The sequence below is a fragment of the Carboxylicivirga sp. genome (assembly GCF_982718395.1).
The window spans coordinates 1-22,241 of sequence record NZ_CEXQWX010000020.1; the positions used below are offsets into that span (position 1 = coordinate 1).

The following is a 22,241-nucleotide window of genomic DNA, read 5'->3' on the forward strand; positions in this document are numbered from 1 at the left end:
TTATTACGGAACTCTTCAAGATTTATCCCAGTGTGAGCGGTGTGTTTACTGATGATGAAGATGGTTTTGATCCGGCACGACACTCTGTCAAATTAAACTTAAATGCCGGTAGCAGGCTAAAGAGCATCGTTTCTGACATTGAGCTTAAAAAGGTGGATATCACTTCACCTCGACCGGTTATTCAACGATTCACTGATCTTAAAAACAATGTGATTAACGAGTCTTTCTCACCGGGTCAGATTATTTCGATTAAAGGTTCCCACTTAAAGTTTGATGAAGAAGACGCACAACAAGGTATTTTCTTTATTGCTGCTGATAACTCGGAAACAAAAGTTACTAATGTGGTAAAAAACAAACCTTCTGAATTGATGTTCTTTGTTCCTGAAGCATTGACAGATGGTACTTTTCAGGTGGAAGTAAGAACCATCTTTCAAAACACTAAAAGATTGCGTTCCGGAAGATTACTAACTGACTTAACCTCTGTTCAGTAAACTATTGATCGTATATAGTAGTAACTATTGACTGCATATAGTTACTACTATCAATCGTGTATAGTTAGAACTATTTGATGTATATAGTTAGTACTATTAATTGAATATAGTACTAACTATTTTTTTCAAGATTCTTGCGTATAAACTAAAAAGGTCCCATTCCGAAGAATGAGACCTGTTGAGTAAAAATACTCCCCCTTTATAGAACATCTTTACTGACAATTAGAAACAGTAAGCCCGGTAATTGGCACTTACCGGGCGAACCTTTACAATTGCTAAATCGAGAACCCAACTGTAAAGATTGATTATAACGAATAAACTGTGCCTACATACCTGGAGCTAAAGGCTTTAGTTCTTCTCCTTTTTCTATGGCTTTCATGGTGTTATAACTCCACTCCATCTTTTTACTTCCTTTATACTGCTCTGGCAGCTTCACGTTACTTTTGGCAAACTTTTGAGTTTCAACTTTCTGACCTATCTTATAAAAAGATAGGCCTAACTGGCTGCAGAGAAAAAATACTTCTTACGATAATACGTTTAATATTTTTATTTTTTGATTCGGCATTTTTCTTCTTCTGTTTCATTCTTGAACTTTTACTGGTCTATAAATTAAGCTGAATACCTACCCTTTACCCAGATTTTTCGTTTCAGCATAAAAAACATGTATCAATCATTAAAATCGCTTTAAAATGTATGAATAATAGCTTCCAATGATTCAGTAACTTCCTGGGGAGGTAAACACATTGTACTGTTACAAGACTGAAATTTAATACCAACTTTCACATTAATTTCTGTTGGTGGTTCAAAATCAGGATTTTGATATTCCTCCCTAGTAGGTCGATTAAGCTTAAATTTTTGTATAAAGCCTACCTTATCACCATTGTAAATAAACATACCTCCTTTCGGTTGCTCTTCCGGTTTAACTATATCACCAAGTTTCTGCACTTTATTATAATCAAAATCAACATTAATCATAGTTGGAATAAATCCATTAGCTATATTGGATGTATTATCCGAATAAAGATACCAATCATCCTCAAGTTTAAACTCAACCATTAATTCCATTTCTTCTTTATAATTGATTCGCTCTGGAAAAATAATTGAATAGTTGACAGGACCATCTAATTTACTTGTTTTCGACTGTTCATTTTTAATTATTGTATTTTTAACAGCTTCCCACGCATTTATTTTATTGGCAATAGCTTTTTCCTTATTCTTCTGTCCATAAAAAACAAAGACATAACCACGATGGCGTAATGTAAGGTATTTATAATCTTCAAGATTACCCATGTAATATTTACGTTTAAAACCACTTGTATCAGTTTCAATCTCTTTTATAGCACTATCAAGCCCCCCGGCATATTTAATATTGCGACCAGCATCTTTTCCTGGCATTTCGATTCCCATTTCTTCAATCCATCTCCAGGCAATTTCCAGAGCAATTTCATCACTATTAACAGTTGGTATGGAGAGTCCCATAATTATGTCTTTAATACCATCATTATTGTAATCTGTTACCGTGATCATAGGCTGGCAACCAGGCATTGCTTTACGTCCCCCTTTTTCTGTAAATAAAGGTTTGCCCTGCATGAAACGCAATCCTTTATCTGTATTAACACCGCGAAAAAATTCAATGGCATTGTGACCTTCGGTATCATATTCATGAGTGACAAGCAAATCCAAGACACCATCATTATCCCAATCAATTGGTGTTATATAACCTTTGTGAACACCTGACATATTTGGATATTGACCTCTACTTTTTAATACTTTTATTTCTTCTTCAGAAGGCTTTTCTATATTTAATCTGTCGCCATTAACATGGTATAGGTATTTTCTTAAGCCGAAAGCAGGTTCTTCTTTTGTTCCTACATTTAAAGCAACACGAAAACCATCTGTACCACCAATAAATACATCTTTCAAACCATCATTATTAAAATCAGCAAAATCAACGGATGTGTAATTCCAATAGGAATTAGCTTCAGGATTCCACGGTTCACAACTATATTTGAGTTGCTTATCTTTCACATATCCTTCCTGAGGAATAAATTCGCGCGGTCGAAAACCTTCTGGAGAACCTTTCCACATAGAGATTAAACCAGGATTGTATTGACCTGATAAGAGATCAGGATAACCATCATCATTCATATCTACAATACGCGGATGGATGCCAATACAGCACCATTGATGATTAGTTATTGTATCACCATTAACATCAGTTGCATAAAAGAAATCTCCCGTGAAAGATGGTGTTTTTTCAGATCCTTCATTCAAATAAACTTTAATGTTAGAACCTGTCTCACCAGTCTCAAACTCTCCTAACATCAAATCTTTTTTACCGTCCTTATTCCAATCAAAAAAAACCGGATATAGTAATCCATGTTTATCGATGCGTATTGGCTGACGTGTGCCTGTTAAAAGCTCTGGCTGACTCAATAATGGTGCGCCGGGAATGTTAGTATTTTGAATCAGTCGCATCTTTATAAGATCATTAGGCTTCTTAATATCAAATGCACAGTTTAGAAAAATCATGCATAAGCATATTGCTACAATAGCTATTGATGCTCGTTTTATCATATCTAACTATTTATTTTTTATCATAACAATCATGAGGTTCTTTAATGGATTAAACGCCCTCTTTGTAAGAGAGCGTTTAATGTGTTTTTTATTGATCTGATGGATATTCGTTTTGTTTCATTATCACACCATAGACTGCTACTTGCTCTATATCCTTATTAGGTAGCGGAAAAGCAAATTTTTGAATATCCGTTCCAGGACTAAAAGTAAATGTTTTGGGTTTATCGGTGAATACCTGGTTTGTAGTAAACTCATAAAATTCCCTTGTAACAGTTTCTGGAAGATAAGTTGTTGCTTCACCATATCCTGCAATACGCGCCATATCATTCCATCTAAAAAAGAATGGCATCTCTCTACGACGTTCATTTAAAATCTTCCTCACAGCATCTTCAACACTTGTAAACGTTAAATTCATAACCGATGCTCCAACAGAAACATCAAAACGATGAGCTCGTAACTGATTAATCGTTGTTTCAGCATCTTTAAAATTACCGGCTCTTGCCTGACACTCTGCCTTTATCAGATACATCTCTGAAACAGAAGGACCAATATCTTCACGTCCTTCCCAAACTCCTAGCTTTTCAGCCGGCGTAAAAGTACCTTCAGAATCAGTGCCACCTCTAAAACTTGATTCTGTATATGAATAATTATCAATAAAATAATATTTGTATCTCAAATCAAGCTCACGCGTTGCCTCATCAGCACCAAACAATGCAATAAAATCATCACTTGGCACCTGCCACAATGATGAAGGCATATGAGCTGTTCGCTTATAATAGTTTTCTTTCCACTCATAATAACCAAAGGTTTGACTAGCTGTAATTGGATATTTAACCACTTCTTTTGTTTCAACACCTTCCTCTTCATAAACTATAACTTCAAACTCCATCTCTGCCGCATAACTCATTTCGGTAGCATAATTAACCAGTCGTGCTTCTCCATTGTTATCTAAAGCTTTTTGTGCATATTTTAGCGCATTAGCAAAATCACCCATAGCCAAGTATACACGAGCATATAAAGCATATAATGCCGGTGCACTGGCACGCCATTGCATTACATTACCTATTTCAGCAACTTGGAGTGGTTGATCTTTCAAGTAATCTTCAGCTAACTGCAATTCATTAAGTATGAAATCATATACTTCACCTACAGATGATCTGTTAGGGAAATTCTCCAGATTAGTATCTTTTTTCAGAGGTACACCTAATGCTGAGCGATTAGAACCATTATTTCCGTATGGAAGAGCATAATTCGTAATTAGATAGAAATGATTTAAAGCTCTCCAGTAATGCGCATCTGCACCTGTACGTGCCTTTTCTTCTTTAGTGCCACTAACTTCCGGAATATATTCCAACATGGTATTAGCCAAATATATTTGATTATAGCAATATTTCCATGGTCCATATTCATATTGTGTTTCACTCAAAATATTCATGCTCCAGGTCATTGGCATCTGTGCTAATGCTTGAGTATAATGACTAGATTCTCTCTTCTGAAATGTTTTAAGAGGCACATAATCGTCGCTCATGAGTATTTGCGCTTCTACAACAAGGCTTTGTGCAGTTTTATCAACAAGGAAACCGTTTAAGTATTCAATTTTTGTCGGTATAATTTCCTGCTGTTTGCTTGGAATCTCCTCTAACATATCTTCACAACCACTTACAATTGGAAAGATTAATAATATCGCAAAATAGACACTATTTAAATACTTCATTTTTTTCATGTTCATTAGAAATTAGTTTTTAAACCAAATGTGAATACTGCCCGAGGCTTGTAAAATCCATATTCAGGATCTTCATCATAATCATTGAACAAAATAGTGCCTACATTATTTACTTGACCAAAAAGTTTGAAATTCTTTAGTCCTGTTTTTTCAAGTAAAGTCTGTGGCACATGGTAGCTCAGGTTGATTTCCTGAAAACGAATATGAGATGCATCAGCTGTCCTGTAATCCAATTTCGAAGCAACATCATATACATAATCAATGTATTCATGATAACCCTCGCTTGGTAACGGTATAAATTCATTTGGATCAGCATCTAATGCCTCATAATAAGTTTTACTTACTGACTGGTTATCTCTGATCAAATCAAAATCAAATGTAGACCTTTGAAATACATGACCAAACTTACCAGTGATAATAAATGATAAATCGAAATCATAAATCTTGATATTCGAACTTAAACCTGCAATGTAAGGAGCCACCAATACGCCCTGATCATAGGTGTGATCAATTGATTCACCCTCTAAAGAATAGATATCGGTAGCATTGTGCTTATTTCCCTTTTTGTCTTTAATATATGGAATACCATCTTCCATACCGGCATATTTGTATGCCCAAAGTGTGTTAGCATTATAGCCTTCCAAATATGAATCAGGAGCACCTTTTGCCAATGAAGTTACATATGCTGGTTTTGAATATAATTTCGTTATCTCATTGTCGTTATAAGCAAAATTCACATTACCAGAAAATACAATATCATTATCCTTGATAGGCAATGTTGTACCCACTTCAATTTCTATACCGGAATTGCGCATCTCTACCGCATTGATCTGAGCTGAAATAGTTCCTTGATAAGATGGTAAATTAATCGGCGCTACCAGGTCTTCACTTTTTTTGTTGTAATATTCCAGACGACCATATAATTTGCCCAGCCATAAAGAGTAATCAATACCAGCATTGAATTGTCCAATAAGCTCCCATCTCAAAGATGGATTACCGTATCCATTAAATATGTTGGTAGCATATTCACCGGCATCTGGATCTCTAACCTGTTTCACATTGACAACTGTCTTTGCATATGTTGATTTATTAGGATTACCATTAAAACCATAACTCATACGCAATGCCAATCTATCTAAATAAGATACATCTTTCAAAAATGATTCTTTATGTGCCTGCCAGTTACCTCCAACAGACCAGAAAGGTGACCAACGGTATTTAGGATCTGACGAAATAAAATTCGAAGCATCTGTTCGTACTGAACCTGTTAAACTATACTTTTCGTTATAAGTGTAAGCAAAATTACTATACAATGAAAAATAAACATCGTTTAAATAGCCAGGCACTGAAGTACTGCGAAAACCATTGTAAGAAGAAGATAACCGAGCACCTGTATTTATTGGATAAGGGGATGTAATACGATAAGGACGACCCCACCATTTATATAATGAATGATATAAATAATTCGAAGCATTATTACCAAAACCATTAGGTAATACCTCCGTTGTACCTCTATCATCATCAAAACCGTAAGCTCTTGGTGCTACCCAAATATCTGTTGAGCGACGGCTAACTTCCTGTCCTATCAAAAAGCTGATTTGATGCTTTTCGAACGTTCTGTTATAGTTCAGTTGATTTCTCCAATTCCAGGCTTTAACGGTCTTATCGTATTGATCAAGAAAATCACCTTTAGGTAGATTTGCAACTACATTCCCCACTAAAGCATCATCGAAAGTACCACCTGATGTTTGATTAACCATCATCCTCACTTCAAAAGAGTTTTGATAATGTTGCTCAGTCGCTTTATAGTCATACATCTCATACATAAATTTCGAATCAATATCTAAACCTTGCAATAATTTAACATTGATTCCGGCATTGATACGAGTATGTAAGGTCTTAGCCCTAAAATCACGAGCATTAATCTCTTCTATTGGATTGTATGTCCAATCGTCATATGAATATTTGCTTTTATCCAGGTAACGATCAAAATTAGGCTGGTAAATACCTGATTCTTTTTGGAAAGGTCCCCAGGTACTAATTGGACCATTTGTCCAACGTGCCAATGAACCATCACTATTAACCAAATTTTGATATGGTGCAACACTAATGGCATCCTGGAAAGGTGAAGCAGTACCATAAATCTTGGAATTAGAACCATTGTAAGTATCATCCTGATAATTGAAATTTGTATTGATATCAAGTCTAATTTTATCAGTGAAATTATAAGACATCTTATAGTTAACCATGTATTTCTGCTTATCATCTCCCTTATAATCAGTCTTACTATCTTCAAACATTAATGAAAAACGATTGCGCATTTTTTCCGAAGCACCTGAGATGGCCAAATTATATTGTTGGGTGAAGGGGTTCTGTAACAGGTGATCTTTAATCTGCTGTGTATTATCTATTGATTTGTACTTCGACAAAACATCATTTAAATCATCCTTGCTTATATTACCTATTCGGTACTCATTCAATGCTGTCTGTGTTGCTGACAAACGAGCCTTCGCAATGTCATTGGCATTATCTCCAGGTAAACGCCACCAATATAAATAAGCTGGTGATCCAAAATCATTTTTAGTCAACCATGTGAATTTCTCAAATTCAATCTGATCTACTGAACTGATACGATTTAATTCTTCTTCCAAATTACGCTTCGATTGAAAACGCCAGAAAGAACTAAATTCGACATTGGTTTTTTGATTTGCTTTGGCTTTTTTAGTTGTTATCACTATTACACCATTACCCGAACGCGCACCCCATATAGATGCAGCAGCGGCATCTTTTAAAACAGTCACATCCTCAATATCATTCGGGTTAATACTTTCTAATTCGCCTTCAATAGGGAAACCATCTACAACAATCAGAGGAGTAGCAACACCACCATATCCTGAATTTAATGATGACTGTCCTCTTATCTCAAAACGCTTATTGCCATCAGCATCAACAATCTGCTGAACACCTGGTAGTACACCAACCAAACGTTCCGAGATGTCTGCAGCTGGTTTATTTATTAATTCTTTATCCAACTTACCAAATGATCCTGATGTTCTTTCTCTGGATATCTGAGTAAAACCCGTCACAACTATTTCATCAATACCTTGAATTTCATAAATTAAAACAATATCAATAACCGTTCTTCCATCGACAGCTATCGTTTGTGTCTTAAACCCTAAACTTGAAACCTCTAATACTAATCCTTCTTCACTTGGCACTTCCAACTCATAAGACCCATCAACAGCAGACACACAACCAGTTGTAGTACCCTTAAAACACACAGCGGCGAAGGGCAGTGGCTCTCCTTTTTCATCCATAACGGTTCCGGTAATGGTGATTTTCTTTTCGGATTGTTGCTGGCTTTTAATTATTGCTGCTCTTTCACTGGAGTTCAAGGGCCTTACAACAATATAATTATCAATCAAATCGTAAGTTAATCCAGCTTCTCCTACCACTTTTCTAAGCAATTCATCCAGCTCGTAAGTACTGCTTTTAACTTCGATTTTATCATCGAGGTTAATTTCGTTACTGCTTGAAAAAGTTCGCAGACCAGTTTGTGATTCAATTAGGTCAAATAACTGCTCATAGGTAAGGTTGTTGTTTTTAACTACCACCTTTTGCGCCAGGCTTGTAGCCGACACCTGAATTAAAAAAGCAAATAATAATAAAAAGCTTATCCGCATAATTAACAACAATTTACGTGGCAAACTACATCGTAAATCTTTCGTACACCACATACGATTTTTTTTCATAATTTTGTAATTAAGAATTAATACTATTGGGTAACACTTTCCACAGACATACCCAATTATTTGATTTTACAGGCCAAAGGGTGTTGGTAGCACTCTTTGGCTTTATTGAACTTCCTTCACTACAACGGTTCTTCCATCAATTTCGATTTTCACATTGGTTGTTCGTTCCAATAATTCCATTAATAAATTAAAATCACAGTCGCGATCAAACTTACCTGAAAAGCCAAACTCCGCAACATTATTATTAGCAAAGTAAAAATCTACATCATACCATCGGGCAATTCGTTTAGACAACTCTTTTAATGGCATGTTTTTGAATTTCATTACTCCATCTACCCATCCTGTATAATAAGATGTGTCCACCTCTTTTATTTCAAGCTTGCTGTTTTTAATTAACAGTTCGGCCTGCTGCCCGGGAGCAAGCACAGTTTGCTGCTTATCTACAATCACACCAACTTCTCCTTCAACTAAGGTTACCTGCTCTAAGATGTCATCATCATAACTCATTACATTAAATCGTGTACCGTAGACCCTTATATCTGCATTTTTAGTATGTACAATGAAAAGTTTATTGTTATCATGTGCCACATCAAAAAAGCCTTCACCTGTAATGTAAACTTCACGTTTATCACTCACAAAATTAACCGGATAGCGAAGTTCCGAACCCGAATTTAACCAGATAACTGTTCCGTCGCTTAGTTTTAGATTGTATTCACCTCCAACAGGTATTTTTAAGGTATTGAATACCTCTTTAGTTACCTCACCATGTATATATTGAAGAGAATTTAATGTATCAACACCTATAAGCTGACCATCTTCTATAACCTTATTGGTCTTTTCTTTATCCAATTCAACTGCACTTCCATCACTCAAAAATAAAGTGGCTTTTTTTACCCCTGGTGTAATCGTATGACTATGTACATCTGATTGAGATGTATCAGATAGGTAAAATACACTAACGGCTAATAACAAGGGCAGCGTTATTGCCACTGCATATTTCAGCCATTGCATATACATGTTTTTAGCGAAAAGTTGCTTATCAAGCTTATCCCAAACCTTTTCACTCTCATAACGATCGTATTCAAAGCTCTTTTTTAAGATTTTTTCCTTCTCAAGTGCCTTGTTAAATAAACGACGGTGTTGTTTATCGAGCAACCATTTATCCAACTGCTTTTTCTCCAGACTACTTAAAGTACCCTTGGCAAAGCCGCTGATTAATTTTGAAATATCCGGATCTTGATAATGCATACTTCTTGTCTTGTTTATATCTGAGAAACATCAGTTTTAAAACTGGGTGACAAAAAGTTGAAAATTTTAATTTGAACAGTTGTTAGGGATGCGATCTTTATTGACGCATTACCAATAAAGATCGTATCTCTTAATTATATCCAAAAGAAGAATCTTATTTGACTTACGATAGCAGGAGAAGAAGTACCCAGTGTATGCCCTTTAATTTACTTCTGAGCTCAGAATAGGCTCTTTTCTTTAGGGTTTTTATCGTATTAACACTTACATCCAGTTCTTCGGCTATTTCAGGATTAGACAGTCCATTCATACTCATAACCACCACTTCACGCTGAGCCCTGGTAAGACCTTTTATAGCCTGATAAAGTTCTGCATACACCTCTTCAATAATATAATTTTCAGAATACCAAGACGATGATAGTTCCTGAATATTTTCGTGATGCGAACCTTTTATTTTATTGTTTCTGAGATAATTCAAACAGCCATTTCTAACTCCCGAGTACAAATAACCTTTAATTGCTTTTATATCTTTGATTTCACTCCGTTTGTTATATAAACCAACAAACGCATCCTGCACAATGTCATCACAGGCATCATCATCTTCAATAAAACGCTTCGCAAAACCTTTAAGAGCCATAAAGTACTGGTCAAACACGCTTTTGTATACCTGTTTGTTACCGCTCTTAAATTGTTTAAATAGTTGCCCCTCGTCCATTAAAGTGTTATTTGCGGTACAAAGATTAAATATTTTTTTAATACTGCGGTTTATCGATTAAACAATCTGATCAAAACAATAATCCCGGGAATATCATTAATCCGGCAAATCAATATATTTATCAAACATATGTCTTCAGCGAACAGATTGCTGAACGTACCATTGGTAAAGGATCTACTGTTATTAAAGCAGAAGCGCTCGACTATTGATTACTTAACGATTTAGTCCCAGCGTAACGACTTTGATACTTAAGAGTCCAGCTTTCGGTCAGGCTTTTTTATGCCTAGACAAATTGGGCAGGTAAGTCCATATACCCTGGGCTTATAAGACCAAACTCTTTGGGCTGGTAAGCCCAAGCAACCTGGGTAGTATAGCCCAAACAGTTTGGGTAGTACTGCCCAAGCTGTTTGGGTGAAAACTAAAAAGACCACATTCTGAAGAATGAAGCTTTGTAGTAAAGCTATTTTATCAATCAAGTCGGAAGTGACCTGTCATGTAATGCATACTTATTGAACAAACCATTTTATACTATTCTAATACTTGTCTTTAAGAATCGCTTCAATTTCAATGGGCTTTAAATCAAAGCCAATAATTACACCATCCTCATCCACAAGTATATTTTTACCAACAGATGAAAACTGCTCTTGCATCACTTTATCACCTTCATCAAACACGTTAATCCAGGGAAACTCGTAACGATCTAAGGCCTTTTTCCAATCTTTCGTTGCTTCATCCAGGCTTTTCATATAACCCGATTGCTGATAATCCCAGCTAATGGCTATAATTTCAAAGCCCTTTTTATGATACTGCTCATATACAGGCTTCATTTGCTTTAACTTCTTAATACAAGGTGCGCATTTTGATGCCCATGAATCAATCCAGAATACCTGTCCTTTCATTTTTTTGGTATTCACCTTCTTTCCATTGTCATCATTTAAGGTAAAGTGTTGAAATTTTGTACCTACTTCAGTTGGTGCAATATTGTTCAACCACTCTTTATAGGTCGCTGCACGTTCCTCACCCAGCTGTTCAAATTCCAACAGCTCTCTTAAATCAGCAGGACGAACAAATTGAATCAACTCTAAGAACATGGCCTCATCTTTTGACTCTAGTGCATCTTGCTTAATTGAGTTAATAAGCTGATGCTTTTGTGAATACAAGGCAATGATTTCCTTTTTCAATTCCGGTGTTGAAGTAGTCACACTATAATACTCCTTTTCTTTCAGGTCGATGTTCTTTTTAATTCCCTTAAGTTCATCATTAAACACCGACAGTTTTTGCGATGCTTTTTCACTTAACTCAACCTGTTCCTTATAATTCCATAATTTTAGAAATAAGTCTTTTGATTGAGCATTCGCATTGTAAATTACAATCGACAGCAACAGGACACTTACAAATCTGATCATCACTTAGCTATTTATATTCAGAACTTCTTTAATCTTTTCTTCAAGCGCTTCACCCCGCTCTATGGCTACAATGGTTCCTTCATGATTAAGCAATAAAACACATGGTATGCCTTTTACAAAATAACTGTCGGCTGCTTCATGCTTATTATCGTGCAATTGCAGATAGGGCATGTTTAGTTTGTTTATGGCCTCAATCCATTCACCTCTTTCCTGATCAGTTGAAATGGCCAGCATTTCCAATCCATGCTCATGGTATTTATGGTAAAGCTCTTTCATAAATGGCATTTCCTTTTTACATGGTCCGCACCAGGATGCCCAGAAATCAATAACAAGGTATTTACCTTTAAAACCTGATAATTCATGAAGATCACCCTTCTCATCAGGTAAACTAAACATGGGTGCCCGATCACCTACTTTCAAACTTGGTGGGGTTGACTGTTTTTTTATGTAATCACTTATGGCAATGACTCGTGCATAAGCAGCTGATTCTTTAACTTCAGGAGATAATAAATCGCCTAATGAATCTAGTTTCTCAACACCAAGCTGTCCTCCCCATTCAGCTAATATAACAGCCATCTCTTCTGAAGACAAAAAATTGCCTGTTTTTGCCAACAACTCATTTCTTACTTTCTCTAATAAGGCATTTCCTTTGCTGGCATAGGCAATTTGTTCCTTCTCACTTCTACGTTCGGATACTTTAAGGCTCTCCATATTGAATTCATCAAACTCAACTACAGAAGGCAGGTATTTATCTTTAAAAGTCTCAACAGCATTGGTGTGTATGTTGCTAACATCAGCAAACAACAACGAATCATAGTTGGCTACAATTTTTGTTTCCCTGTCCATCCAAAAATTAATGGCACAAGCTTCGGAGGTTGGGTAAAAATAGGGATTTGAATATTTCGAAGGAAAGTGTAAGACAAAGGTAGCGTGCATTTTATCCATGGGAAGTGTTCCTTCCATTTTAAAACTCTCATTCCGCGAATAGACTGTTTTTACAGGCTCAAAGGTGGTTCTATCCAATAGGATGACCGGACCTCTTAAACCAGAAACATTTAAATCAATTGAATAATTAAACTCTTCAACTTTATCAATTTCTTTATCTGCTTTATTTAAGCATGAAACAGTAAGGGCTGCTATTAAAATAAAAAAGACATATTTCATGTTAGTTACTTTTTATAGATGACACCTTCTTTGATCACAAAGGCAATTTTTGTTGTATTCTTAATATTAGTCAGTGGATTGGCATCCAGAATAAGTAAATCGGCCATTTTGCCTGTTTCAATGGTGCCGATCTCAGCGTGTTTTTTAAAGGTTTCAGCGGCTATTATGGTAGCCGAACGTAATGCTTCATAAGGCGTAAAATCACAATGTTCCACTAAGGTTTGCATTTCCTCATGGATAAAAGGCAACTTCTTTTTATCCGGATCTGTAAAATAATCGGTGCCAGCCGCTACCTTAACGCCCATCGCATGAGCTTTCTTTGTGAATATGGCTGCTTCTTCCATACCATTTACCGTACCATGATAACAGGTTGCATCCAGGATAATCTTCTTTTCAGTCATTTGGTTGAATACTTCCTCCAGCTCTGGAAAATCAAACTTCATTTTGCCATAATACTTACCATAATTGTCAAACATTTTCGTGGATAAGGATTCACATTGCTCCCACTTCAACATTTCTGCATGTGATATAACCTCAACACCTGCTTCAACAGCATCACTTGGTTTGGCAGACATGACGCAGGCGTGACTCCATACACCAATACCTTGACGCTTGCCTTCATCCGTAATCTTTTTTACTAATTCAGCATCCAAACTGGCATATAGTTTCAGGCCTGAAGCACCACAACCTTTTGCCTGAGCGACTGCCTCTGTCAGGTTTGTCTCATCAGTCACACACTGCAACCATGGCGCATATTGATCAGGCCACCCGGCTACTGAACGTCCTTCACGATCATTCCCCTCATAATAATCCGGTCCGGCCATAAATGCGGCGTAATAAATATTGGGTGCTGCAATCTCTTGTAGGGCACTGGCTCTTTTAAACTCTGCTAATAGGCGCGCATCACCAGCCATATCACGAATTGATGTTACACCTCCTTCTATCATCTGCCTCAATAACTGTTGAGTATATGCATTCCTTTCCTCACGTTTATCAAAAGTCATGGTTGCTATGTGCGTATGTGCATCTATCAAACCGGGTATAATGAATTTGCCTGTCAGATCAATGACTTCACAATCCTTATATTCGGTATTGCTATTATAATCTATTGAGACAATCTTCTTACCCTCAATCAAAATATTACCAATACGAGGATTCTCACTACACATATCTACAATAGTGACGTTGGTTAACACAATTTTGTCAGCCGCTGGCTCTGTTGTCCTATTTTGGGAAAATACACCCAATACAAACCATAGGGTACTGCATAGCAATACCAAATATCGTTTTGTCATCGAATATTAATTTTAGAAACACAGGGATGCTAATTGTAGCACCCCCATATTTAGTCACACATTTTATTTATAAGCCGGATTTTGCTCAATACCTGAACGATCGATTTCCAATTTTGGGATTGGTAAGGCAAAACGTCCATGGTTTGCCTCTAATCCTGATCCATCAGGACGAGTAAATCCTTGGCCAAGACGTTTTAAGTCCGTAAAGCGGAAACCTTCGAAAGCCAATTCTCGACGTCTTTCGTCCATTATTTCATCTAACAATTCGGCATCCGTGCCAGAGAAATCACCTAAACCACGGGCATTACGTAAAGCATTCAGGTTATTACGAGCCTCAGTATGATCTATCCCATCCTGATTTCTTTCACTGGCTTCAGCCAGAATCAGGTATAACTCAGGAACACGAATGTATTTCACATCGATAGAACCAGGGTTAAAAGCATCGTAATCTGCTGTCCGCATACCAACATGTTTTTCCGGGTAATAGGCACCTGATCCCATCGGATCTTGTTCAAAAAATAAGTTAAAACGCAGATCATTGGCCTGATCATACAAATTAATCAAATCATCAGATACATAGTAAGGAAAACTAAAATACACCGGAATGGCTAGTACTGCAGCATTATAACCTTTGTCAGCTACGTCAAAACGTATGCGGAAAATAATCTCATCTGATTCATCTTGTCGCCATTGATTAGTTAAGGCTTGTTCATCCATGTCCAAACCGTAGCGAGTATCTTTCAGAGCTTCTTTGGCATTTAATATGGCCTTATCATATTGCTGTGTTTCCAGGCATATGCGAGCTAATAAAGCTTGCATAGCTGTTTTGGATAAACGATATGAGTTTTCTTCGTTATCTGCCATTTCAATAGCCAATTCAAGATCTTTGATAATCCATTCAATCACTTCAGCATTAGTGTTTCGGGCTTTTTCGGCCAATAAAGCATCATTTTCAAAACGATAAGGTATTGCTAAAGCATCTTTTGACTGATTGTATGCAGGCGCAAAAAATCGGTACAGATCATAATGTAATAATGCTCGTTGTGCCAAAGCTTCGGCAATGTATCTGTCTTTGCTTTTTAAAGGACTTCCATTACCGTACTTAATTATCGTGTTGGCATTATTAATAGCTTCGTAAGCGATTTTCCAAAATCCCTCCAACTGAAATTCTGTAGGATCATAATCCAAGGGATAAATATCAGCATGCGTACCTTCAAAGGTAAATCCCATTGGGTCCCCGGCAATAACATCATCATTGATGGCTTCCGGGATAGACAGTATACAGAAGTTATAGCCCAGAAAATCTTCTTTCATGGCTCCGTAAACACCATCTAAAGCAGAACGAAATCCACCTTCAGTTTCAAACAAGGTTTCTGGTGAGGCTTCATCTGTGGGATTTTTATTAATCAATTCATCAGTACAACTACTGGCAATAAATAGTAGTAGGAATAAATACGATATTTTATATAATGTTTGCATAGTATCAGCTTTTAAAAGTTAGCATTTAAACCAAATGATATACCTCTTTGGATCGGTGAAGAAAATCCTACACCTCCAAACGATTTGTATTCCGGATCAATATAATCCACCTCCGTAAAGGTTAAGAGGTTTTGTCCCTGAACATAAACTCTCAGGTGTCCAAGACCAATCTTCCTGATCAAATCTTTATCCAGCGTGTAACCAATTGTCAGATTCTTTAACTTAAGGTAGTCTGCCTTCTGAAGGTATTGTGTTGATTTATCATAGTCAGATTCAGTATTGGTACTTTGCGGACGCAGATGATGAACGGCACGCACAGCTAAATCAGTTTCATCTCCTGCCTCTTTCCAGGCATTGACTACTTCTTTGAGCTGGTTATTTAATGGTCTGTTTCTTAAGTCGTGCAAACCACCATTAATAACGTAATGCCCCCCTGCAAAAGATAGCATAAAACTACAGTCGAAGTTTTTATATTCGAAATTATTGGTTAATCCGCCATGAAATTTTGGTGTATCTGTTTTGTCTGTCACTTCACGCAACGTTGAAATCTCATAATAATTAGCATCCCAACCTGCTGTTGATTGGAATTCAATGTACTGATCTTCTTCGCCTGTTGCATCAGGATTTAAATACCGGTTAAAACCAGTTGTTGGATTAATACCTTCCCATTGAGCAATGTATAAAGCATTAATAGGACTACCTTTTTGAAAGACAATAGAGCCGAACTCAATTAAATCATCGTCCTCAATTAAATCAAGCACTTCACCCTCATTATAAGCCATATTTAGTGTCGTCGTCCATCTAAAATCACTTCTATTAAAATTGACAGTATTTATGGCTATCTCAACACCCTTATTTCTGAAATCACCAATATTTGACATTAATGTCTCAAACCCTGACTGTAAAGGAATCTGCATCGCATTAATCAGGTCATAGGTATCGCGGATATAATAATCGACAGAAAGGTTAAACCTGTTTTTTGCAAAGCCCATGTCCAATCCAATATTCTTATTCTCGTTTTTTTCCCAAGTTAAATCAGGGTTAGCACCTCTGGTCAAAGCCGCTACTGAATTTCCATCATACTTATAGTCTGTGAATCCATAGAGAGACAGGTGTTCAAAATCACCAATAAAGTCATTACCCGATGTACCAATACTACCGCGTAGCTTAAGAGTTGATAAAACATTGTTAGCTGGTAACAAATTTTTATGAATGTTCCAAGCTGCTCCAATTGAGTAGAAATCAGCCCACTTATTATTATCACCAAACTTGGATGAACCATCTCTACGGAAGGATGCAGACAAGTTATAGGTACCATCGTATGAATAATTTAAACGCGTGAAGTAACCAACTGAACCATATTCAGATGTACTTTCAGTTAAACTATTAAGGTTTTTAGCTGTATTTAATGTTTGAATTGCATCGGTCAGGAAATCACTGGCCGTACCATATAAACTGTACGCATTCGCTTCATTAAATTCTGTTCCAGCCACCCAATTGATATCGTGTTGTTTGATGCGCTTGTTAATAGTAGCTGTTAAATTTCCAGTATAATTGTTGTTGTCACTAATATTTCTGGTTAATTGGCCACCACTCACAATCACATTCTCATACGTAGATGCCTTACTATTGTTGATATTACCGCCCAGATTGGCTTTTAACGTTAACCAATCAACCGGCACATAAGTCAGGTTAGCACTTCCGTATACATTACGTCGGGTTGATTTATTACTGGTGTTATCTCTTATAAATAATGGATTATGAGCCACTCCGTAACCATCTGTGAAAGCCAAAGTACGTGTTGGGTCACCGTTTTCGTCATAAACAGTTTCCCAGGGGTTTAAAAGAAACGAGTTACCAACCGGACTTCCAACGATTCTCTTATCGTTATTAACAACATTACCAAAGGTACCCGATAAGCCCAGTTTCAGGTTTTTGGCTATCTCATAATCAAATTTTAAAGTTGCTACTAAACGGTCATAATCACTGCCATAGATATTATTCACCTGGTTATAGTTAATAGACGCATAATAGTTGGCCTTTTCCAATCCGCCAGCTACCGAAAAATCATAGGCATGACTGGTTTCATTATCCATTAATAAATCGGCCCAAACATAATCATTACCTGATTCTCTTCTTTCCTGCAACAATGCTTGTGCATCCGGATCATCTTCAGGATATAAGCCAAGTGACTCCTCATAATCAAGTTTCTGGGCACTATTCATTATATCATCGGTAAATGATTTATCCGGGGATTTAACACCAAATCGATAGTTAAAGGAAACCACCGGTTTTTTATAGCGTTCACCTCGTTTCGTCTTGATAAGGATAACACCATTTGATCCACGCGAACCATAAATAGATGTTGCAGCAGCATCTTTAAGAATACTGATATCTTTAATATCATTGGTACTAATGGCCGAAGAACTGAATCCAGACGGCATTTGAATACCGTCAACTACTACCAAAGGCTCTGTACCTGCATTGATTGAACCAACACCTCTTAATAAAATACTTGGTGGTGTATCAGGATTTGAGAAACTCTCCTCAACATACATACCCGGAACAATACCGATCAAAGCATCGGCGAAAGACACGTTTTGAGTCGATTGCAGAACTTCGGTATTAACCTGTGTTACTGCTCCAACAGATGCTTCTCGCGAAACTCTACCGTAACCTACAATTAAAGTCTCACCTAATTCGTTCACCTCTTCTACCATCACCACATTCAGTTCTTTCGAATCGCTAACTTCTATTTCCTTAGTAACAAAACCAATAAAGCTAAAACGAAGAGTAGAAAGACCATCCAACTCAAGCTGAAACCGGCCATCCACATCAGTAACAGTACCTCGCGTATCACTGATGACATTGACGCCAATTAAAGGTTCGCCATTTTCGTCTTTAACAGTACCCTTGATGGTGATTTTTTGTTCGGGTTGTTGAACCGATTCTTCAACAGGCTTATAGGTAATCACATATACCCCGTTTTTTACTTCAAAACTCAGGTTGGTGTCTTCCAGAATGGTATTGAGCACCTCTTCCACATCACCTTCCACATCCACGTTAAGCTCGGCATATGGCTCCACTTTATCAGCGCTAAAGGCAAATACAAAGTCGGTTTTACTCTGGATTTTCCATAGAAGCTCCGATAAAGAAATGTTTTGTTCTTTCACCTTTATTTTGTCGTTTTGTGCATCTACACTTGCCGAGACATGAACTAAACAAAACAGCAATAGTACAACAGATAAATTCATAATCCTGTACATCTTTTTTATCTCCCTCCCTGTGAGAAAGATAGGTTCTCGATTTTTCTTCATAATTTTGTAATGATTTATAGATTTTAGCTGACTACCAATCAGCTTTAATTTGAGCAGAGGATACTACCAATATTCTCTGCTTTTTATTTAGTAAGGATTGCACCTTTATTTGTTCAATCCCCTAATTGGTTCAAAATTATTATCTCCCTTATACTTCTCCCCCTTCTCCAAAGCTTGCTCCGAAATATACGGAGGGGGAAATTCTAATTATTTATTCCGATACAATTACTATTTAGAACGAACTACCAAACTTTTATTTGAAAGCTCAAAGCTCACCTCTTCAGCTGCTTCTATTATCTCCAATATTTCATCAATATTATTGCTGCGTTGAGTGTACATGGAAATTCGTTTGGTTTTAACAGAGGCATTTTGGTAAAATACATCTACCTGATACCATCGTGCCATATCTTTTACAATTTGCTCTAAAGGAGCCTTGTCATATACAAATTTACCTTTACGCCAGGCTCCATACACCATTGCTTTAACATCTTTCATTTGTATGTTACCACCATTATCTATTACTGCCTGTTTATTAGGTTCCATAATAAGCTTTTCGCTACCTGTATTCAAAGAAATGCTTCCCTCAGCAAGTGTTACCACATCTGTTTTTTCATCATCATAGCTTCGTACATTAAATGCGGTTCCTAACACTTCCACTTTTTTATTATTAAAATGGACAAAGAACGGCTTGTCCTTATCTTTTGCCACTTCTAAAAAAACTTCACCGCTGGCATATACTTCCCGGGTATTACCTGAGAAGTTCTCCGGATATCGAAGACTAGATTCTGAGTTTAACCAAACCCGCGTTCCATCGGCCAGATACAGGTCGTATTCCATGCCACGTGTGGTTTGAATGGTATTGAATTGCAATTCTCCGCCGCCACTTTTTGCATCGTTATACCTTGCTCCAAGAGAATCCACCCGGATAATGGTTCCGCTTTGACTCATAGTAATGGAAGTATCCGCGGCAGACAAAGCCACCTGTTCTCCGTTGGATAGTACCAATACGGCTTTTCGTTCGCCCGGCTTAACTTCGTATGCTGCTATCTGTTGATTAACATCCGGTTGATCACTTAAGTTAAAAACAGCAAAAAACACTACCAAGGGTATCAATACTGCTGCGGCATATTGAATAATACGTGTTAAGTTTATCCGTTTTTGCTTGCGTTGCTGAATATTGCCCCAGGCATCCGCTTTTTCTTGTTCAAACTGATTATACTGATCGTTTTTATTCAATAGGTAGTGCCGCTTTATCAGCTTGTTAAATAAGTCTTTATTATGGGACTCACTCAACCAGCTATCCAATTCATTTTGATTCGCATCAGATAATTTACCCTGAATACGATCGCTGATTAAAGCTGCTATTTTATCACTGTCAATTGCCATTTTTCAACTATTTGTTCGTTTAAACACAAGTTATGAAAAAGCGGGTGACAAAAAGGTTTATTTTTTTACTCAATAATTCTTTAGACTTTAGATATAAGACATCAGAATGATTTATAAGATGCTTAAGTCAATATTTGAATAAAACTAAGACAATATTGTCCTAATTATTTTATGACATTGGGCTATTCGCCCAAACCCAACTTACTTTTTGATCTTGATGTCAAAAACTAAGGAAAAAGCATCAAGGCTACACCTGCTTCACTCATAAAACTACGGTTCTTTGACTGAAATCGTTTAAACTCGCTGCGCTCAAACAAAAACGATTTTTGAGCGTCAATCAACCTTGTTTTATGGCTCACCAGCTGAGGCCAAGGAATAACAAGACTTTCTAAAAAAATAATATCATTAATCAGGATGCTATTGAAACTAAGACAGTAATACACTATAAAATCTCCCTTCTCTTCTCTTCTCTTCTCTTCTCTTCGGTCTTCCGTCCTCTGGCTTTAGCTTTTCGTCATCCCAATAAATACACTAACACCCACTCCAGGCCTTTAAGTTGGTCGCGTAGTTTGGCGTAGGCTCTTTTCTTAACAGTTTTAATGGTATTGATGGATACGTTAATATCTTCAGCTATCTCAACATTACCAAGTCCATTCATCCAGCGCTCAATAACTAATTGTTCTTGTTCCGACAGCTCATTCAATGCCTGCTTCACACGCATAAAAACAGTTTCTTCAATTATACCTTCCTCTACTGTTGGCAATTCAATTGAACTATCCTCAAGGGATGTTGGATTATTCTTTCGAAGGTAATTCAGACATGCATTTCGAACAGAATAAAATAGATATGTCTTTACTGCTTTTTCGTTATTAAATTCTTTGGCCTTATTCCAAAATGCGGTAAACACATCCTGAACAATATCATCATTGGTTGAATTATCATTAATGTAACGACTGGCATAAGCACGTAACGGGGAATAATACTTATCGAATAAGTATTTGAAAGTATCTTTCGTAAAAAGTTTCTTATCCTCCCGCATTGCAGACCTGATTTTAGGGCTACTAAAATAAAAGTTTTCATTTAATAAAATCTGATCTTATTTCCCTTTTCTTCTTCAAGCTTAATGTAAGTATTGATATTGGCTAATGCCTTTTCTTTATCACCAGTCTTTTTGCAGAAAAAGCCAAGACGATAACAAAAAGCACCGTACTCTGGATGTTGCTCTTTTTGTTCTGAGGCAATTCTAATGGTCTGGTAAAGTTCCGCATACACCTCTTAAATAATATAATTTTCAGTATACCAGGACGATGACAATTCCTGAATATCCTCGTGATGCGAACCTTTTATTTTGTTGTTTCTGAGATAATTCAAACAACCATTTCTAACGCCCGAGTACACAAGATTAAATATTTTTTTAATACTGTGGTTTATCAATTAAACAATCTGATGAAAACAAAAATCCCTGGAATACCATTAATCCGGCAAATCAATATGTTTATCAAACAAATACCATCATTAAACAAACATCTGAAGGTGCGTGACGGTTGTCATGTTCTTAATTATCTAAATACGGTTACTTTAATTTAAAATATTGCAAAGCAAACCGCCGGCGGGTGATCAACCTTCCCTGTTTTGAGCGACCGAGTTGGAAGATACGGCCTGCGGAGCTTTGCAATATAGTATTTTAAATT

15 protein-coding genes are annotated in these 22,241 nt (G+C 36.8%); 2 read left to right on the top strand and 13 right to left on the bottom strand.

The genetic code is table 11. From position 1 onward, the window contains the following. A partial coding sequence (locus tag AC4MRQ_RS06125) for a DUF4469 domain-containing protein (protein ID WP_491196773.1) occupies window positions 1–491 on the top strand: 491 nt, incomplete at its 5' end. A 684-nt stretch (window positions 492–1,175) separates the two neighbouring features. On the opposite strand, the gene AC4MRQ_RS06130 is transcribed toward AC4MRQ_RS06125, so the two are convergent. The 13 genes from AC4MRQ_RS06130 to AC4MRQ_RS06190 all read right to left on the bottom strand — a co-directional run bounded on the left by AC4MRQ_RS06130 (window position 1,176) and on the right by AC4MRQ_RS06190 (window position 21,822). After that, window positions 1,176–3,068 (bottom strand): FG-GAP-like repeat-containing protein, encoded by a 1,893-nt coding sequence (locus tag AC4MRQ_RS06130; RefSeq protein ID WP_491196774.1) that lies wholly within the window; start codon window positions 3,066–3,068, stop codon window positions 1,176–1,178. A gap of 88 nt (window positions 3,069–3,156) precedes the next feature. Continuing rightward, the gene (locus AC4MRQ_RS06135; RefSeq protein WP_491196775.1) at window positions 3,157–4,782 is read right to left on the bottom strand and encodes a RagB/SusD family nutrient uptake outer membrane protein; all 1,626 of its coding nucleotides are present in this window, start codon (window positions 4,780–4,782) and stop codon (window positions 3,157–3,159) included. 14 nt (window positions 4,783–4,796) lie between these two features. Further along, window positions 4,797–8,543: a SusC/RagA family TonB-linked outer membrane protein gene (locus tag AC4MRQ_RS06140; protein ID WP_491196776.1), complete on the bottom strand. Its 3,747-nt coding sequence runs from the start codon at window positions 8,541–8,543 to the stop codon at window positions 4,797–4,799. Between the two features lie 102 nt (window positions 8,544–8,645). Then, window positions 8,646–9,791, bottom strand: coding sequence for a FecR family protein (locus AC4MRQ_RS06145; protein WP_491196777.1), 1,146 nt, complete (start codon window positions 9,789–9,791; stop codon window positions 8,646–8,648). A gap of 163 nt (window positions 9,792–9,954) precedes the next feature. Then, window positions 9,955–10,503, bottom strand: a complete 549-nt coding sequence (locus AC4MRQ_RS06150) for an RNA polymerase sigma-70 factor (protein ID WP_491196778.1) — start codon at window positions 10,501–10,503, stop codon at window positions 9,955–9,957. Window positions 10,504–11,036: 533 nt separating this feature from the next. Next, entirely contained in the window at window positions 11,037–11,909 is an 873-nt protein-coding gene (locus tag AC4MRQ_RS06155; RefSeq protein WP_491196779.1) for a TlpA family protein disulfide reductase, read from the bottom strand. A gap of 3 nt (window positions 11,910–11,912) precedes the next feature. Beyond that, window positions 11,913–13,073 (bottom strand): TlpA family protein disulfide reductase, encoded by a 1,161-nt coding sequence (locus tag AC4MRQ_RS06160; protein WP_491196780.1) that lies wholly within the window; start codon window positions 13,071–13,073, stop codon window positions 11,913–11,915. A gap of 5 nt (window positions 13,074–13,078) precedes the next feature. Continuing rightward, on the bottom strand, window positions 13,079–14,368 hold the full coding sequence (locus tag AC4MRQ_RS06165; RefSeq protein ID WP_491196781.1) for an amidohydrolase family protein: 1,290 nt from the start codon (window positions 14,366–14,368) through the stop codon (window positions 13,079–13,081). Window positions 14,369–14,431: 63 nt separating this feature from the next. Further along, window positions 14,432–15,847, bottom strand: coding sequence for a RagB/SusD family nutrient uptake outer membrane protein (locus AC4MRQ_RS06170; RefSeq protein WP_491196782.1), 1,416 nt, complete (start codon window positions 15,845–15,847; stop codon window positions 14,432–14,434). 11 nt (window positions 15,848–15,858) lie between these two features. Further along, the gene (locus AC4MRQ_RS06175; RefSeq protein ID WP_491196783.1) at window positions 15,859–19,164 is read right to left on the bottom strand and encodes a TonB-dependent receptor; all 3,306 of its coding nucleotides are present in this window, start codon (window positions 19,162–19,164) and stop codon (window positions 15,859–15,861) included. A 228-nt stretch (window positions 19,165–19,392) separates the two neighbouring features. Further along, window positions 19,393–20,550, bottom strand: coding sequence for a FecR family protein (locus tag AC4MRQ_RS06180; protein ID WP_491196784.1), 1,158 nt, complete (start codon window positions 20,548–20,550; stop codon window positions 19,393–19,395). Window positions 20,551–21,064: 514 nt separating this feature from the next. Then, on the bottom strand, window positions 21,065–21,589 hold the full coding sequence (locus tag AC4MRQ_RS06185; RefSeq protein WP_491196785.1) for an RNA polymerase sigma factor: 525 nt from the start codon (window positions 21,587–21,589) through the stop codon (window positions 21,065–21,067). A 41-nt stretch (window positions 21,590–21,630) separates the two neighbouring features. Then, window positions 21,631–21,822 carry a hypothetical protein gene (locus AC4MRQ_RS06190; RefSeq protein ID WP_491196786.1) on the bottom strand — a complete coding sequence of 64 codons (192 nt, stop codon included), beginning with the start codon at window positions 21,820–21,822 and terminating at the stop codon, window positions 21,631–21,633. A gap of 174 nt (window positions 21,823–21,996) precedes the next feature. Between AC4MRQ_RS06190 and AC4MRQ_RS06195 the strand changes: the two genes are divergently transcribed. Further along, a complete protein-coding gene (locus AC4MRQ_RS06195) occupies window positions 21,997–22,137 on the top strand; it encodes a hypothetical protein (protein ID WP_491196787.1) in 141 nt (46 codons plus the stop codon). Window positions 22,138–22,241 lie beyond the last annotated feature (104 nt).

Coding starts and splice junctions, on each gene's coding strand:
- AC4MRQ_RS06170 (WP_491196782.1), bottom strand. CDS start 15,847: ATGCAAACATTATATAAAATATCGTATTTATTCCTACTACTATTTATT.
- AC4MRQ_RS06135 (WP_491196775.1), bottom strand. CDS start 4,782: ATGAAGTATTTAAATAGTGTCTATTTTGCGATATTATTAATCTTTCCA.
- AC4MRQ_RS06150 (WP_491196778.1), bottom strand. CDS start 10,503: ATGGACGAGGGGCAACTATTTAAACAATTTAAGAGCGGTAACAAACAG.
- AC4MRQ_RS06145 (WP_491196777.1), bottom strand. CDS start 9,791: ATGCATTATCAAGATCCGGATATTTCAAAATTAATCAGCGGCTTTGCC.
- AC4MRQ_RS06140 (WP_491196776.1), bottom strand. CDS start 8,543: ATGAAAAAAAATCGTATGTGGTGTACGAAAGATTTACGATGTAGTTTG.
- AC4MRQ_RS06130 (WP_491196774.1), bottom strand. CDS start 3,068: ATGATAAAACGAGCATCAATAGCTATTGTAGCAATATGCTTATGCATG.
- AC4MRQ_RS06165 (WP_491196781.1), bottom strand. CDS start 14,368: ATGACAAAACGATATTTGGTATTGCTATGCAGTACCCTATGGTTTGTA.
- AC4MRQ_RS06155 (WP_491196779.1), bottom strand. CDS start 11,909: ATGATCAGATTTGTAAGTGTCCTGTTGCTGTCGATTGTAATTTACAAT.
- AC4MRQ_RS06195 (WP_491196787.1), top strand. CDS start 21,997: ATGAAAACAAAAATCCCTGGAATACCATTAATCCGGCAAATCAATATG.
- AC4MRQ_RS06160 (WP_491196780.1), bottom strand. CDS start 13,073: ATGAAATATGTCTTTTTTATTTTAATAGCAGCCCTTACTGTTTCATGC.
- AC4MRQ_RS06185 (WP_491196785.1), bottom strand. CDS start 21,589: ATGCGGGAGGATAAGAAACTTTTTACGAAAGATACTTTCAAATACTTA.
- AC4MRQ_RS06175 (WP_491196783.1), bottom strand. CDS start 19,164: ATGAAGAAAAATCGAGAACCTATCTTTCTCACAGGGAGGGAGATAAAA.
- AC4MRQ_RS06180 (WP_491196784.1), bottom strand. CDS start 20,550: ATGGCAATTGACAGTGATAAAATAGCAGCTTTAATCAGCGATCGTATT.